General features: G+C 49.4%; 14 protein-coding genes. 7 read left to right on the forward strand and 7 right to left on the reverse strand.

Features of this window, described 5'->3' with window-relative positions; translation table 11 throughout:
* Positions 1 to 88 precede the first annotated feature (88 nt).
* Positions 89 to 1,405 carry an OprD family outer membrane porin gene (locus K7B67_RS08680; protein ID WP_252179952.1) on the forward strand — a complete coding sequence of 439 codons (1,317 nt, stop codon included), beginning with the start codon at positions 89 to 91 and terminating at the stop codon, positions 1,403 to 1,405.
* 18 nt (positions 1,406 to 1,423) lie between these two features.
* Here the strand turns inward: K7B67_RS08680 and K7B67_RS08685 are convergent, their stop codons facing one another.
* The 5 genes from K7B67_RS08685 to gloB form a co-directional block, all read right to left on the reverse strand.
* Positions 1,424 to 3,247 (reverse strand): extracellular solute-binding protein, encoded by a 1,824-nt coding sequence (locus K7B67_RS08685; protein ID WP_252179953.1) that lies wholly within the window; start codon positions 3,245 to 3,247, stop codon positions 1,424 to 1,426.
* A complete protein-coding gene (locus tag K7B67_RS08690; protein ID WP_252179954.1) occupies positions 3,244 to 5,055 on the reverse strand; it encodes an extracellular solute-binding protein in 1,812 nt (603 codons plus the stop codon). The genes K7B67_RS08685 and K7B67_RS08690 overlap by 4 nt, the downstream gene beginning before the upstream one ends.
* Before the next feature lie 76 nt (positions 5,056 to 5,131).
* Entirely contained in the window at positions 5,132 to 5,419 is a 288-nt protein-coding gene (locus K7B67_RS08695) for a type II toxin-antitoxin system prevent-host-death family antitoxin (RefSeq protein WP_252179955.1), read from the reverse strand.
* A gap of 198 nt (positions 5,420 to 5,617) precedes the next feature.
* On the reverse strand, positions 5,618 to 7,096 hold the full coding sequence (locus tag K7B67_RS08700) for a LysM peptidoglycan-binding domain-containing protein (protein ID WP_252179956.1): 1,479 nt from the start codon (positions 7,094 to 7,096) through the stop codon (positions 5,618 to 5,620).
* Positions 7,097 to 7,279: 183 nt separating this feature from the next.
* Positions 7,280 to 8,062 (reverse strand): hydroxyacylglutathione hydrolase, encoded by a 783-nt coding sequence (gene gloB / locus K7B67_RS08705; protein WP_252179957.1) that lies wholly within the window; start codon positions 8,060 to 8,062, stop codon positions 7,280 to 7,282.
* Between the two features lie 289 nt (positions 8,063 to 8,351).
* On the opposite strand from gloB, the gene K7B67_RS08710 reads away from it, so the two are divergent.
* From K7B67_RS08710 to sohB, 5 genes are all read left to right on the forward strand, one after another.
* A complete protein-coding gene (locus K7B67_RS08710; RefSeq protein WP_252179958.1) occupies positions 8,352 to 9,125 on the forward strand; it encodes a methyltransferase domain-containing protein in 774 nt (257 codons plus the stop codon).
* On the forward strand, positions 9,122 to 9,574 hold the full coding sequence (gene rnhA, locus K7B67_RS08715; protein ID WP_252179959.1) for a ribonuclease HI: 453 nt from the start codon (positions 9,122 to 9,124) through the stop codon (positions 9,572 to 9,574). The genes K7B67_RS08710 and rnhA overlap by 4 nt, the downstream gene beginning before the upstream one ends.
* The gene (gene dnaQ / locus K7B67_RS08720; protein WP_252179960.1) at positions 9,571 to 10,254 is read left to right on the forward strand and encodes a DNA polymerase III subunit epsilon; all 684 of its coding nucleotides are present in this window, start codon (positions 9,571 to 9,573) and stop codon (positions 10,252 to 10,254) included. The genes rnhA and dnaQ overlap by 4 nt, the downstream gene beginning before the upstream one ends.
* Positions 10,255 to 10,267: 13 nt before the next feature.
* On the forward strand, positions 10,268 to 11,071 hold the full coding sequence (gene nudC, locus K7B67_RS08725; RefSeq protein ID WP_252179961.1) for an NAD(+) diphosphatase: 804 nt from the start codon (positions 10,268 to 10,270) through the stop codon (positions 11,069 to 11,071).
* A gap of 158 nt (positions 11,072 to 11,229) precedes the next feature.
* Complete coding sequence (sohB, locus tag K7B67_RS08730) at positions 11,230 to 12,255, forward strand: protease SohB (protein WP_252179962.1); 1,026 nt, start codon at positions 11,230 to 11,232, stop codon at positions 12,253 to 12,255.
* A gap of 25 nt (positions 12,256 to 12,280) precedes the next feature.
* Here sohB and K7B67_RS08735 read toward each other — a convergent pair whose 3' ends face one another.
* Both K7B67_RS08735 and K7B67_RS08740 read right to left on the reverse strand, forming a co-directional pair.
* The gene (locus tag K7B67_RS08735; RefSeq protein WP_252179963.1) at positions 12,281 to 13,432 is read right to left on the reverse strand and encodes a hypothetical protein; all 1,152 of its coding nucleotides are present in this window, start codon (positions 13,430 to 13,432) and stop codon (positions 12,281 to 12,283) included.
* 1 nt (position 13,433) lies between these two features.
* A complete protein-coding gene (locus K7B67_RS08740) occupies positions 13,434 to 13,598 on the reverse strand; it encodes a hypothetical protein (protein ID WP_252179964.1) in 165 nt (54 codons plus the stop codon).
* A gap of 30 nt (positions 13,599 to 13,628) precedes the next feature.
* Here K7B67_RS08740 and K7B67_RS08745 point away from each other — a divergent pair, with 30 nt between their 5' ends.
* On the forward strand, positions 13,629 to 15,434 hold the full coding sequence (locus K7B67_RS08745; RefSeq protein ID WP_252179965.1) for a hypothetical protein: 1,806 nt from the start codon (positions 13,629 to 13,631) through the stop codon (positions 15,432 to 15,434).
* The last annotated feature ends 10 nt before the right edge of the window (positions 15,435 to 15,444 follow it).

Raw genomic sequence — 15,444 nt, forward strand, 5'->3', positions numbered from 1 at the left:
ATTTTTAATATCACAATGTAACCGGTTACATTGTGGTGTTGAAACATAACAGATCAAACAACACACTCGAGTACACAGGGGAACATTAATGTTCAAGAAAACCATGCTGGCCAGTGCTGTGATGGCTGCTGCCTTTGTCACCACCGGTGTTCAGGCTGAACAAGTAGAGACCGGCAATCCTTTCTTTGATGATGCAACCATTTCGGGTGGCATCTATAACATGACACGCGTTCGTGACCGTAAGAGTGGTCCCGATGGCAGCTTCGAAGAAAACCTCCACCACTCCACAGCGGTGGCCAGCCTTGAGTTTAACTCGGGTTTGATTGGCGGTTGGTTCGGTGTTGATATGGGTGTTTTTGGTACCTATGACATCTGGAATTCCGGAACATCTTATGACAGTGAGTTCTCTCTGAGAAATGAAAATACCGGAGAAATCCAAAACGGTTTCAGCGTTTATAAAGCCAACGCCAAGTTTGATTTTGGTGCCTTCAAGGCTCGTTCCGGTTACCTGCAACCCAGTGGCCCGGGTGTTCTGGGTGTGAACATGAGTTTTATGCCTGGCACTTACACCGGTAATGAATTCACCTACAGCAAAGGTGGCCTGAACCTGGCTTACTTCTGGGCGAATGAATACAAAAGCCCATGGAGCTACGACATGGAAAGCATGATGCGTGAAGACGGTTCAAGCATGAGCTACGTGCACAGTCTGGGTGCCAGCTATGACTTTGCTAACGGTGTCAGCGTTCTGGGTGGTTTCGGACAGGGCGAAGACTATATTGACATGTATAAGTTCAAGCTGGGCTATGGCAACGAAGGTCTGGCTCTGAGCTACCAGTTCTACGGCATGAGTGATAAAGCCGATGATCTGTCTGCTAATGATCTCTATGACGGCTTAGCTTACCAGCACGCTATTACCTCCAGCCTGGCTCACGGCAACTGGACTTATCGTGCAGAAGCTACTTATACCCACGCAGAAGGCCAGACTGGTCATTTTGTTTTCCGTCCTACACTTGCATCTGGTGAATCTAACGGTTCCTCCGAAATCTGGTGGGATCAGCGTTCTGACTTCAACCATCACGGTGAAAAAGCGGCCTTTGCCGGTGCTTGGTATGACTTCACTGAAATGGGTTATGCAGGTTGGAAAACAGGCTTCTCCGTTGCTTATGGCTGGGGTGCTGAATCTCAGGATACCAATATCACTACCGAAGAACTGGAAGAAATTGGTTACAGTGTCGATGTTAGCCACACCTTCCAGAGCGGTAACCTGAAAGGTGCTACTGTCGCCCTTCATGCCACTTACTTCGACCTGAAGAACGACGTAGACAGCTACTCACCAGCATTCCCGAATGCCTTCCAGGACGACAAAGACTTCAAACTGTCTTTCACCATGCCTTTCAGCCTGTAACAGGCTGAGTTCAGACTCTTAGTGATGTGTTTGACCACCGGTAGCTTTGGCTGCTGGTGGTTTTTTTGCTTTATGCCACCAGGTACTCAGGTCCAGCGCGTACAATGGTGCCGTCTCAGGATGCTTCAGGGTATCCCGGTACAAGACGTTCCAGGAAGGTGGGTACCAGAGCGGCAGTGAATAGTGTCCCCACAGAAGAACCCTGTCCAGCGCATGAATCAGGGAAAGCAGTTCTTTGCGGCTGGTGGCCGATGTAATCTGCTGAGTTATGTGATCGACGACTGGTGAATGTACACCGGATACGTTTCTGGTACCCGGTTGATCAACGGTTTGAGATCCCCAGAAAGAGGCCTGTTCAGTACCCGGTGAAGGGGTGTGTGGATAGATATGCAGGATGATTTCAAAATCCAGCTCCCGTACTCTGGCTACCATTTGCAGTGGGTCTATGCGCTGAACATTTAAAGTAATACCCAGACGACTCAGGCCATCCTTGATAGAAAGCAGCACTTTTTCATGTTCTTCAGTGGCGACCAGGGCATTGAGGATCAGTGGTTCGCCCTGAGCATTAACCTGACGATTGTCTTTTATCTGCCAGCCTGCCTGTTTTAATAACTTGAGCGCTTTTGCCTGATTTAATCGGTCACCCGATGCCAGTTGGCTATCCGGTGCCTTGAAGGGTTCATGGAAGAGGGCTTTTGGCAGTTCTTTTTTCCAGGGGTCAAGCCATTTCAGTTCAGCAGGAGAGGGGATGCCAGTGGCGGCCAGTTCAGAGCCTGCAAAAAAACTTTCTGCACGTCGATACATTCCGAAGAACAGGTTGTGGTTAATCTGCTGGAAATTAAAGGCGTATCCCAGGCTCTCCCTGACTCTGGCATCCTTTAGAAAAGGTCGGCGGGTATTGTAGGTTAACGTCAGGGTTTGGGGATTATGGTTCTTGATGATTTCTTGTATCAGATGGTGCTTTTTAATTTTGCTCTCGCTCAGCTGGGTATTCCATATTGTTGGATCGGTGATCAGTCTGAAATCGTATTGATTGTCGAACATGGCCTGTAAAAGCACAGACTCGTTTCCGTAATATTCGAACACCATACGGTCGAAATTGTACCGACCCCGGTTGACTGCCAGATTCCGACCCCAGTAGTTTTTGTCTCTTTTATAAATAATGGAGCGTCCGGGATTAATTTTATCTATCTGGTAAGGGCCGCTGGTGACGGGCACTTCAAACCCCGGTGCCGGGAAATCCCGGTCTTGCCAGTAGTGTTCAGGCAGTATGGGCATTTGTCCCAGGATCAGCGGCAGCTCCCGGTTTTTATTGGTTTTAAAGGTAAACAGAACCCTCATGGGCGCGGTGACTTGCGCTTTTTCGATATCATCGTAGAAATGGCGGTAGAAGGTTGAGCCTTTTTCCCGCAACAGATCAAACGAGAATTTTACATCTCGGGCTGTCACTTTATGACCATCGTTAAAGCGGGCTTTGGGATTAATGTGATAGGCCACCCAGCGGTTATCCGGGTCCAGCTCAATGGTTTCGGCAATCAGGCCGTATTTACTGAGCGGTTCATCCCAGGACCTTTGCAGCAATGAGTCGTACAGCAAATAACTGCCAGCCGCCGCCGAACCGCGGTCAACATAAGGTGTGATACTGTCAAACTGGCCGATCACGGCCTGCCTGAACTCCCCACCTTTTGGGGCGTTTGGGTTGGCGTAGTCGAAGTGTTTAAAGTCTTTCTGATACTTTGGTTCACCAAAAAGACTGATGGCATGCTTCAGTGGAATTGTGTCGGAACCCCATGCGAAACAGGTCACTAATGCCAGAAATATACCCGCAATCAGACGTGTCATTGTCGCCCTTCCTCCCACCAGATACTGAGGTCTATGGAGCCAAACAGGCCGTCGTTGTCAGGGTAGTTGTAATGGCTTCTGTGCGCCACTCGCCAGTAACGATGATAGAGCTGGGGAATGGTGTAATTTTCCCAGAGTAAAATGCGATCCAGAGCCCGGGTGGCTGCCTGTAACTGGTCGATGGATTCCGCCTTGATAATGTGTTCAATCATGGCATCAACAGCAGGGTGGTGGACGCCTGCCAGATTCTGGCTACCCTGTTCATGGGCTGTTTGGCTGCTCCAGTATTCCCTTTGCTCGTTGCCGGGCAGATCTGGCTGGTGGAACGTTCTGAGCAGCATATCGTAATCGTGACTGCGCATTCTTTGGATGTACCGGGAGACATCCATCGAGACAATCTGCATATCAACGCCGAGTATGGCCAGATTGTTCTTGAAGGGGATAGCGACACGTTCCTGCTCCGGCACCGCCAGCATCAGTTCGAACTGCAAGGGTTCACCGGTTTCCTTATGGATTCTTTTGCCGTTTTTGAGTTCCCAGCCTGCCTGCTTCAGCAGTCTATTGGCAACACTGAGCTGTTTGCGGATATTGCCCGTGCCATCGGTTTGGGTACCGGTCCAGGGTTGTTTAAACAGTTGCCTGGGAAGGAGGTTCCGATAAGGGTTCAGCAGTTCGATTTCAGCTTTATCGGGTATGCCTGTCTGGGCAAACTCAGAGTTGGCAAAAAGACTTTTGGGCACTGAATAAATATCATAAAGGAGATTGGCGTTGACCCAGGCTGCATCGTAACCCTGGCTGATTGCTTCCCTGACCCGTTGATCCTTGAAGAGGCCTTTTCGAGTGTTAAAGATAAAAGACTGGACCTGAAAGCTCTTGCGAGGGAAGTTTTTCTTGATGATCTTGCCATTCTCTATGTCCTTTCCCCGGTAGGCGTAGGCCCAGTTTTTGGCCAGGTTCTCTATGCGGATATCGTAGTGTCCGGACAGAAAAGCCTCCAGAGAGAGGGTCGAGTTCCTGAAATACTCCAGTCTGATGTGTTTAAAGTTATTCCGGCCAATGTTCACGGGCAGCTTTTCAGCCCAGTAATCCTTGTTTCGCTCAAGAACAACGCTCTGGCCAAGTTCATAGTGTTGGATGCTGTAAGCCCCTGAGCTGACGGGAACGTGAACCTTAGGGTTATCCTCTTGAGGTGGTTGCCAGTAGCTGTTGTGTATCACCGGTAACTGGGCCAGTCGAAAGGGTAGCTTTTTATCTTCAGGAACATTGAGGGTGAGTTTTACCCGGTTGCCAGGTTCAACTTCTATCTGATCAACATCTTTTAACAGCAGCTTGAAATTGGAGAAGTCGCCGTTTTTGTAGTGAAGGAAGGTATCCCTTACCACCTCGGCAGTAATCGGGCTGCCATCGGCAAAACGCGCGTTGGGGTTAATAACAAAGCGTACCCAGCGACGATCGTCGGGGTATTCGACACGCTCTGCAATCAGAGGATAAAGGCTGCCGGGCTCATCCCGGCTGGCCACCATCAGGCTGTCATAGATATAGGAGCCAACCGCGGCAGGGACGCCTTTGGCACTAAAGAGGTCAAAAGTGTCATAGGTGCCAAGAGCAGCCAGCCTGACCTTGCCCTGACGGGGTGCATCAGGGTTTACATAAGCAAAGTGTTGAAAATTGGGAGGGTATTTGGGATTGCCGATCAGGCTGATGGCGTGATGGGTTTGGTAGGGTTCCTGAACATTGGCCTGAGTAGAAAGATTAAACCAGACCGTGTTCAGAGCTATAAGAGTGCTCGCCCATTGTTTTATAGTCATTCTTTTTCTTCTGAGATGGTGCCTGGCTTGCAAATTATAATTTTTGGCAAGCCTCAGTGTACGGCTGAGCGCCTGATTAACGTTGACCTTCTCGACGCATAGCTTCCAAGTCAGCATCAGATACTGTCGGTTTTTTGATTTTCAGTAGATTATTGATGGCTGCTTGAACCTCCAAACGGCTTTTAGCTTGAGTGGGGCTAAGGTCAGCAATAGGCTTGCCACGGTTAGTTATTGTAAAAGATTCTCCAGCCTCAACACGACGAAGAATTTCCGGGAGTTTGGTTTTTGCATCATGAGAGTCAATTTTTTCAACCATTTCAGCGACCTCTTTTTTCGATTTTACAGACAAAACCCCGTTCATCATGGGCGCCCAAACCCCGTTCATCCTGAGCGGAGTCGAAGGATGCGGACTCCGAACCAACAATAAAGATCGTGCCAACCACCCTTCGACTCCGCTCAGGGTGAACGGAGATTCTACCAAGCATCCAAACCTTGTTCACCATGGGCACCCAAACTCCGCTCAGGGTAAACGGAGATTGTACATAAAATCAGTTGTGACCGATCAGTCGTAAGCCCGAGTCACATCCACATAGAGCGTCAACTGTTGACCAGGTTGCAGGTATTTACTGTCAAAGGTGTTCCAGGTTCTGATCTGGGATACGGCTACATTAAATTTGTCGGCAATAACAGACAGGGAGTCGCCACTGCGAACCTTGTAATGGACCTTGCGAACAACACTGTCCTGAGCCGCCTTGGTTTTAGTCCAGACCACCAGTTTCTGTCCGATCTTCAGAGTATCCCTGGGTGACATGCCGTTCCAGCGGGCCAGTTCCTGAACACCGGTCTGGTATTGTTTGGCGATGCTCCAGAAGCTGTCTCCGGATTTAACGGAGTAATTCAGTTTGTGCCGACCAGCACGATGGGTATTTTGTTTGGCGATACGGCGCTGCGCTGCGGTCAGGGCGTATTCTTCCTTCTCTTTGGCGGGGACAGGAATCAACAGGCTTTCTCCTGCCCGGATCAAGTCCCCCTCCATTTCGTTCACTTCCTTGATAAGACTGGTCTTGGTGTGGAAAGTATTGGCAATCTTGATCAGGCTATCTCCGGACTTCACGGTGTAACGACGCCATTGCATACGTTTCTCTGCCGGCAATTGAGCCAGTTTTGTCTGAAAAGATTCGGCCTTGTCAATGGGAACCAGCAGATAGTGTGGACCCGAAGGGGGGGTTGACCAGCGATTAACGCCAGGATTCAAGCGATATAACTCATTCATGGTAACGCCTGACAGTTGGGCGGCCCTGGCCATATCCAGCTGGCCGCCGGTATTCACTTTGGCAAAATGAGGTTTGTTGGGGATCGGCGGCAGCTTGATACCGTATTTAGCCGGGTTACGAACAATCTTGCCCAGGGCAATCAGCTTTGGCACATAGGCTGTGGTTTCATTGGGCAGGTCAAGGTCCCAGAAACGGGTGGACTTACCCAGTTTCTTGTTCTTGTTAACCGCATTCAGAACGCGCCCGGGCCCGGAGTTGAAAGCCGCCAGTGCCAACTCCCAGTCATCGAACATTTTGTGTAGCCTGATCATATAGTCCAGTGCTGCACGGGTAGCAGCCACTACATCACGACGACCGTCATACCACCAGTTTTGCTCCAGTCCGTAATGCTCTCCGGTAGCTGGCATAAATTGCCATAAGCCGGATGCACCGGCATGGGAGTAGGCAAACGGGTCGAAGGCGCTTTCCACTATAGGCATTAATGCCAGTTCCAGGGGGACGCCGCGTTTTTCGGCCTCCAACAGGATGAAATAGAAATAGGGGCTGGCGCGTTCAGAAACCCGATCAAAGTAAACCTGACTGTTTTTGTACCAACGCAGCTCTGCCAGTATTCGGGGGTGATTGTTATCCAGATTCATAGCGAAACCACGGCGGGTCCTTTCCCAGAGGTTGCTCACGGGTTTTTCGGCCAGCACTTTCTTCGGTGTTTTACTGACCGTCTGCTCTTTGGTCACTTCTTCCTGTTCGGCTTCGGTAGATTGCGCCATGCCAGTCTGCTCTGTAGAGAGACTCTGGCAGCCCGACAGGGTGAGCGCGAGTGTAGCGGCACCCAGGAATCGAACCAGGGGTTTAACTTCAGATCTGGTACATGGAGCAGATGCTTGTTCTGTAATCAACGGTTCAGACATAAAAACTTTAGTTATCTAGTAGGAACACAGGATCTATCGTCATTAAAAGTGATCCTTCCACTGACGTAATGCCCCAAATATTTCTGCATCGCCCGACAAGACAGCTTGTGGGGCGTGCTCCCTGACTGCGGTAATGACACTGTGCTGGTCAGTACGCATGAATGGATTAATGGCTAATTCCAACTCGATACTGGAAGGCAGGCTTGGCCTGTTCTCCTTGCGAAGTTGGATTACCCTGTTGCGGTATTCTTCAATTGAGCGGTTTCCGGGTTCTACCGTCCGGGCAAAAGCCAGGTTAGCCAAAGTGTATTCGTGTGCGCAATATACCCGGGTGTTTTTGGGCAGTGAGCAGAGTTTATTAAGTGACTCATGCAGCTGTTCAGCAGTCCCTTCAAACAGTCGACCACAACCGCCTGAAAACAAAGTATCACCGCAGAGCAATATGGGGTCATCCTGATCCGGGTGGGCGAAATAGGCAATATGATCAAGCGTGTGACCGGGAGTTTTCAGAATACGGAATCGGGTATTGAGTACAGTCAGCGTCTGAGCGTCATTCAGAGGCTGAGTAATACCGGAAATTTCAATATTATCAGGGCCATAGACCGGAATATTGCGGTTTTTTGTGAGCGCTTCAATACCGTTGGTATGGTCCCAGTGATGATGGGTAACAAGAATACCCGACAATGTCAGGTTCAGTCTGGCCAATGCTGTTTCGACCGCGTCGGCATCACCCGGATCAACAACCAGACAGTGCCCAGTGTGTTCTTCAGAGAGCAACCAGATGTAGTTATCTTGAAAAGCTGGGATCGCTTGAATGTGGAGCATGGGCCATTCCGCCGGATAAAAGTCAATGACATTCTAATATTCAGAAGGTTGACTGAGGATGGGAGTGTACGCCCAGTCAACCTGTCGGAAGAATAGTCAGGCAACATTTTACAGACTTTGCGTATAAAGTCTGTAGTATTTTCTTTACGATTGTCAGGGAAGCATACCGACGCTGGTCGAATCCTTTTGTGCCAGATAATATGTGTGGTTGAGCAGGGCAAGATTCTCGGTCAGGCTCCTGGCTCAAGATATTTGCTGATATAAATCCGGCATTCATGGAAAAAGCCTGATGGAATGGTTTAAAAAGTCGACCCAGTCTGAGATGCCGCAAAGATTGCGGGCTCTGCAGGAGTGGATGAACTCCGGTGCAGGAGAATTTCTGCTCCAGGCAGAACGCTCACACATAGAGCATGAGTTAAAGTATATCTTTGGTTATCATGCTGTCGAATTATCGGTGTCCCCGACAGTGACCCTGCTGTCAGGCTCTCAGGTTAACCGAAACTTTCAGTTTCATCCGTTAAGCACGGAACCGGCTCCCTCATTGATGATGGATCTAAACCACTGGCCGGTAGCTCCGGGCAGCCTTGACCTGGTCTTGCTGCACCACATGCTGGAAGTGTCTGACCGTCCGCATCGGCTGCTCAGCGAAGCAGGGCATACTATCATTCCCGGAGGCAAGATGATGGTGGTTGGTTTCAATCCATTAAGTCTTTGTAATATCAAGCGGGTGATGTTTCCGGGGTATCGTAAGCTGTTCAGTGGTGTCCAGTTTATCAGTCCCAGCCGAATGAGAGATTGGTTAACCCTGTTGGGGTTTAGTGTTGAGAAAGTACTTTATGGTGGCTACCTGCTTCCTTCTGGACCTTCAGCCATGGGGTTGAAATCGGAGCTGATTGAACAGCGCTGTCGTAATTGGATGCTGCCTTTTGGCAGCTTTTATATCATTGTTGCTACCCGGGAAGTGCCAGGCATGACACCGGTCAAGCCGGTCTGGTCTTCACTGAGACAACCCCTGGTCGGAAACCCGATTACAGGATCAAGCCGAATGGGAGATAATCGTTGAGCAAGCTCGTGGAGCTTTTTACAGATGGAGCCTGTAAAGGCAACCCTGGCCCCGGAGGATGGGGAGTAGTACTGCGCTATGGTACCGCTGAAAAAAAGCTGTATGGTGGCGAAGCGGAAACCACCAATAATCGAATGGAATTAATGGCAGCCATTGTTGGACTGGAAACACTGACCCGAACCTGTAAGGTACGGGTCACGACCGATTCCCAGTATGTGCGCAAAGGTATTACTGAGTGGCTCTCTGGCTGGAAACGTAAGGGCTGGCAAACAGCAGCCGGTAAACCCGTTAAAAACAAGGACTTATGGGAACGTCTTGATATTCAGAATAGCCGTCACAGGGTTGAGTGGTGCTGGGTGAAAGGTCATGCCGGACACCGGGAAAATGAGATGGCTGATAAACTTGCCTGCCGCGGTGCCAAAGAGATCATTAAAGGTAAGAAGCGATGAACCGTCAGATCATAATGGATACGGAAACAACCGGGATCGACCCTTCACAGGGGCACCGGATTGTCGAAATTGGTTGTGTGGAAATGATTGACAGGAAGCTGACGGGTAATACCTATCATGTCTACATCAATCCCGAACGGCACATGGACGATGAGGTTATTCAGGTTCACGGTATTACCAACGAGTTTGTTCGGGACAAACCACTCTTTGCCGCGGTGGCTAAAGACTTTCTGGATTTTATCAAGGGTGCTGAACTGATTGCTCATAACGCGCCCTTTGATATTAACTTTCTTAACCATGAGTTGAAGTGGCTGGACTCGTCCCTTGGGCAGGTTGAGGACTACAGTAAAATTACCGACTCTCTGGTGATTGCCAGAAAAAAGCACCCGGGTCAGAAAAATAACCTGGACGCACTGTGTAAACGTTATTTTATTGATAACTCAGCCCGTACCTTTCACGGGGCTCTGCTTGATTCCGAGATACTGGCTGAAGTTTATCTTGCCATGACCGGTGGCCAGACATCCCTGCTTTTGGGGGGAACGGGCGAGGAGGCTGATGATGTAACGGTCATCAGACGTTTATCATCTGACAGACCTGCGTTGAAAGTCACTAAACCGACTGATGCTGAATTACAACTGCATCGGGAGAAACTGGAAAAAATAGGCCAGCAAGACTGGTGAGAGCAGGACATTCATGCATCAATACCAACCTGCAGGTGGCTGGATTTCGCAAGACGACCTGGCTGATCGTTTTTTGATTCTCATTGGTGATGACATCCTGATGAATTCTGAGGGTGGGTTTCTCTGGGAGAAACGGCCCTGGATGGATGGGCAGGACGCGGTAAGAACTGGAAATCTGGATCAATATTCAGTCTCGGTGATAAAAACGGATACCGTTCTCGAAGAGAGTCCCGAAAAGAGTCCCAAAGAGGGTAGTGTTGTTAATGCCCGACACTATATGGCAACACAGCCTGAATCGATGGTGGCGTTTTACAGCCATGCTGTTCAAATCCTGAGATCAAGGAGAGATCACCGGTTCTGTGGACGCTGTGGTCATCCATGCAGGCCAGGTGAAGGTGACTGGGCAATGGTCTGCTCAGTCTGTGAGATGTCTTACTACCCCAGGATATCCCCGTGCATCATTGTTCTTATTCATAAAGGCAATGAAGTGTTGTTAGTCAAACACAGACGACATTTACGCAATACCACAATGCATACCGTAATTGCCGGTTTCATTGAGCCAGGGGAAACAGCAGAAGCAGCGGTTATCAGGGAGATCAGGGAAGAAGTGGGTTTGGAGGTTGGTGAAGTAAAGTATCAATTAAGTCAAAGCTGGCCATTCCCCCATGCCTTGATGCTGGGATATCACGCTGAATATAAGTCAGGCGATATTTGCCTGGAAGAGGAAGAGCTGGTGAGTGCCCAATGGTTCCGTAGAGACGCTTTGCCAGATCTGCCACCGGAATTCACTATATCCAGGAAGTTGATTGATTTGTAATATTATACAATCATATTCAGTGTAATTTAACACCTCTGGATCGTGCAAACTCTAAACATCGATTAATAATATGAGGCCAATGGTTATCAGTGCGCCTCTGTCTGTCTTTTTCAGGTATCCTTAACCACTCTTATTGAAATGTATTATGGGAGGCTCTCTTGGAGTATCTGGCGGAATACGGCTTATTCCTTGCCAAAGTAGTCACATTTGTTGTGGCTCTACTGATTGTTATTGCTGCGGCAGCGGCAATGGGACAAAAATCCAAAAAGATCAGTAAAGGGCATCTTGAAACCAAAAAATTGAATGAACACTTTCAACACCTGAAAGATGATCTTCAGCATGTCGTGCTTGATAAGGAAGAGCTGAAGCAACTGGCAAAGGAAAAGAAAAAAAGCGAGAAGGATAAGAAAAAGGATAAAGACGTCAAACCTCGTTTGTATGTCCTTGACTTTCACGGCGATATGAAGGCTTCGGCAGTCAAGTCCCTACGGGAAGAAATCACAGCGGTGTTGTCTGTTGTCAGGGATGAAGACGAAGTGCTTGTGAAACTGGAAAGTGCCGGTGGCATGGTTCACGCCTATGGTCTCGCGGCTTCTCAGCTTCAGCGTATCAGGGATCGTGGTGTGAAATTCACTATTGCAGTCGACAAAGTGGCTGCCAGTGGCGGTTATATGATGGCTTGTACGGCTAATCACATCGTTGCTGCACCGTTTGCAGTGATTGGCTCTATCGGGGTTATGGCGCAACTGCCCAATATCAACAAGCTTCTTAAGAAACATGACGTTGATATTGAGCTGCACACTGCCGGTGAATTTAAACGCACCTTGACGGTTCTCGGTGAAAACACTGAAAAGGGCCGTGATAAGTTCAAGCAGGACATCCAGGACACACATCAACTGTTTAAAGATTTCATCAAAGAAGAACGCGAGCAGGTCAACATAGACGAGGTCGCCACCGGTGAAATCTGGTATGGCCGTCAGGCGATTGAGAAAAAGCTGATTGATCAGGTTATGACCAGTGATGAGTACATCTACAGCAAGGTGGACACCTCAGACATTGTTCAAGTCAGCTATGAAGTGAAGAAGGGAATGGCCAGCAAACTGGGTCTGGCTGCTGAAACGACGCTTGATAACGCCTTTGAGAAAATCTGGGAAAGATTGTCTCAGGGTCGTTACTTCTCTTAACCTGGCGCTCAGGATGGAAGGTGGATCATTCTTTATCACCTCTCTTTCTTTTCTCGTCAGATGGTGGCTGGTGATACGCTTTCCTTTTGATCCTCTGGTTGGCAGACAGGTGGGTCTGTTTGTGCTTTTTTAGATGGCCCCCATGGTGAGTGCTGTAGTTGCAGCCCTCATGGTCACACTGGTGCATCTTGAGTCTCTGGTCGGCAGGCAGGTGGGTTTGTTTATGCGCTTTCAGATGGCTCCCATGGTAAGTGCTGTAGTTACAGCCTACATGGTCACACTGGTGTAGCTTAGGTCTCTGGTCGGCAGGCAGGTGGATCTGTTTGTGGGTTTTCAGACTGCCCTTGTGATCGGTGCTGTAGTTGCAGCCCTCATAGACACACTGGTGCACCTTGGATCTCTGGTCGGCAGGCAGGTGGGTTTGTTTGTGTCTTTTCAGATGCCACTCCCGGTCGGTGCTGTAATCGCAACCCTCATGGTCACACTGATGCACCTTGGATCTCTGGTTAGCAGGCAGGTGGATCTGTTTGTGCGTTCTCAGATGGCCCGTGTGATCGGTACTGTAGTCGCAGCCCTCGTGGTCACACCGATGCACTTTGAGTTTTTTAGCTCTCTGGTCCGCAGGCAGGTGGGTCTGTTTGTGCCTTTTCAATTGGCTCGTGTGATCGGTACTGTAGTCACATCCCTCGTGGTCACACCGATACACTTTGAGTTTTTTAGCTTTCTGGTCCGCAGGCAGATGGATCTGTTTGTGCGTTTTCGTATCTACCTCTGACTCAATGCTTATTTCACTGTCTGAAACAGGCTCTTGCTTAATCTTTTTCAGTGCCAGAACCCCACAATACTGGCTGATTTCATCTGATGCTCGAAAAGGATTTAGTGTCGTGGTTACGTACTGAACATCACATTCGGCATCGGCATCACATTCGACTTCATCGGCATAGTTGTCGCTATTTTCATCAGAGTTGCTGCTGTCTTCACCGTCAGAAACCTCATCAGAGGCTGCCTGACCGTAAGCCTTAGCTTTGACACCATGCTTCAACTCCCACCAGTCAATAGCCCCGTTCTCTTCTTCAATTTCGACCTGTGACAGGCTCGGGGAGTGAAAACCAATTTTCAGGTTACCGTCAGGTAGAAGCATTATCCGGGTGACCGCCAGAGCGAAGAGCAAAGGCATACTATTTTCCTGAGCGTGGCCACGAGAACAATGCACACAAATAGCAATGACCAAGGTCAAAATCGTTAGATGGCGGCTGGTCATAAGCTTTCCTTTTGGGTCTCTGGTCGGCAGGCAGGTGGGTTTGTTTGTGCGTTTCCAGATTTTTACTAACCTGATTTTCCAATAAGCATTTCAACGATTGGGAAGCCAGGCTTTGCTATCTAAAAAATCATTGATTTTGACCTTGGTCATTGTCTTTTCTGTGGATTGTTATCATAGTCACGCTCATGAAAATAGTATGCCTTTGCTCTTCGCCCTGGCTGTCGGCAAGGCGATTATTAACACCCCACACCCCTTCATTGAGGTCTCATCCACGAACAGAGTTTACCTTAGGGAGGCTAATGCCTTACCACTCTCTGACACACAGTGTTGGCACACTGAAACACCGCAAGAGCAAGTATGCTTCGGAAATAAATGGCCGACCCGGGTAAGGCTTCTTTTCCCAGTCCGGGATGCGTTACCGGAGCTTGACTCTACGGTTAAAGCGATCGCTACTGAGATACAGCAAGGAGTCGATCAGCAACGTGAAATTATTGCAACAGCCAAACAAAGGAGGAGTCTGATGCTGTCTCGCTTTAGAGGCAACAAAGGGCTTGATGAACCTGAAGAGGAGGTCATTAAAGAAGAGGACGAGGCCATGGATAACCACGGCGACATGATACGAGTTTACTTCGGTGATGACATCCTCTTAAAGCCAGACACTCGCTATTGCTTTTCTCCTGACCCAGGCATCGAAGCTAACACTCGGGCAACCCCTGATGAGGGTTCTGGCAGCGAAGACAGCAGTACTTCTGATGAAAGCAGCGACAACAGTTCAAACAAAGAGGAAGACGAAGCTGATACCGAAACGGATGTTCAGTGTGCAAACACGACAACTGATCCTTTTCTGATATTAAATGAATTCAGTCAGTATTGTGCGACTCTGAGACAGACCCCCCTGCCTGCCGACCAGCAACCCAAGAGACCCAAGAGACCAGAGAGACCTAAGGTGCACCAGTGTGACCATGTGGGTTGCAACTTCAGCACCGCTTACGTGAGCAATCTGAAACCGCATAAACAGACCCACTTGCCTGCCGACCAGAGACCCAGGAAACCAGAGAGGCTCAAGGTGCACCAGTGTGACCATGAAGGCTGTAACTTCAGCACCGCTTATATGAGTAGTCTGAAAACGCATAAACAGACCCACCTGCCTGCCGACCAGAGACCCAGGCTGCACCAGTGTGATCATGAGGGCTGCCACCACCGTACTTACCGGATGGGAGATATGAATAAGCACAAACAGACCCACCTACCTGCTGATCAGAGACCCAATAGACCAGAGAGATCCAAGGTGCACCAGTGTGACCATGAGGGTTGCAACTACAGAACCGAGCAGCCAGGCCATTTGAAAGCGCACAAACAGACCCATCTGTCTGCCGACCAGAGACCCAAGAAGCGAGAGCGACCCAAAGTGCACCGGTGTGACCATGAAGGCTGCAAGTTCCGCACCGCTTACACGAGCAATCTGAAAACGCATAAACAGACCCACCTGCCTGCCGACCAGAGAGCCAGGGTGCACCAGTGTGATCATAAGGGCTGCAACTACCGTACCGATCTGATGGGCAATCTGAAAGCGCATAAACAGACCCACCTGCCTGCCGACCAGAGACCCAGGAAGCCAGAAAGACTCAGACTCAAGGTGCACCAGTGTGACCATGAGGGTTGCAATTACATCAGCAAACAAAAGGGCAATCTGAAAACGCACAAAAAGATCCACCTGCCTGCCGACCAGAGAGCCAGGGTACATCTGTGTGACCATGGGGACTGCAACTACCGTACTGACCGAGTGGGCGATCTGAAAGCGCACAAACAGACCCACCTGCCTGCCGACCAGAGACCCAAAAAACCCAGGAGACTCAAAAGGAAAGCCGACGACCAGCCGCCATCTAACCAGAAAAGAAAGAAAGCACGTGGCCCGTAACCGTGACAAA

Source organism: Endozoicomonas sp. 4G, assembly GCF_023822025.1.
Classification (GTDB): domain Bacteria; phylum Pseudomonadota; class Gammaproteobacteria; order Pseudomonadales; family Endozoicomonadaceae; genus Endozoicomonas_A.

Excerpts from the sequence above, each read along its gene's own strand:
- K7B67_RS08680 (WP_252179952.1), top strand. The coding sequence starts at position 89 with ATGTTCAAGAAAACCATGCTGGCCAGTGCTGTGATGGCTGCTGCCTTT.
- K7B67_RS08690 (WP_252179954.1), bottom strand. The coding sequence starts at position 5,055 with ATGACTATAAAACAATGGGCGAGCACTCTTATAGCTCTGAACACGGTC.
- K7B67_RS08735 (WP_252179963.1), bottom strand. The coding sequence starts at position 13,432 with ATGCCTTTGCTCTTCGCTCTGGCGGTCACCCGGATAATGCTTCTACCT.
- gloB (WP_252179957.1), bottom strand. The coding sequence starts at position 8,062 with ATGCTCCACATTCAAGCGATCCCAGCTTTTCAAGATAACTACATCTGG.
- nudC (WP_252179961.1), top strand. The coding sequence starts at position 10,268 with ATGCATCAATACCAACCTGCAGGTGGCTGGATTTCGCAAGACGACCTG.
- K7B67_RS08685 (WP_252179953.1), bottom strand. The coding sequence starts at position 3,247 with ATGACACGTCTGATTGCGGGTATATTTCTGGCATTAGTGACCTGTTTC.
- dnaQ (WP_252179960.1), top strand. The coding sequence starts at position 9,571 with ATGAACCGTCAGATCATAATGGATACGGAAACAACCGGGATCGACCCT.
- K7B67_RS08710 (WP_252179958.1), top strand. The coding sequence starts at position 8,352 with ATGGAATGGTTTAAAAAGTCGACCCAGTCTGAGATGCCGCAAAGATTG.
- K7B67_RS08700 (WP_252179956.1), bottom strand. The coding sequence starts at position 7,096 with ATGGCGCAATCTACCGAAGCCGAACAGGAAGAAGTGACCAAAGAGCAG.
- K7B67_RS08695 (WP_252179955.1), bottom strand. The coding sequence starts at position 5,419 with ATGATGAACGGGGTTTTGTCTGTAAAATCGAAAAAAGAGGTCGCTGAA.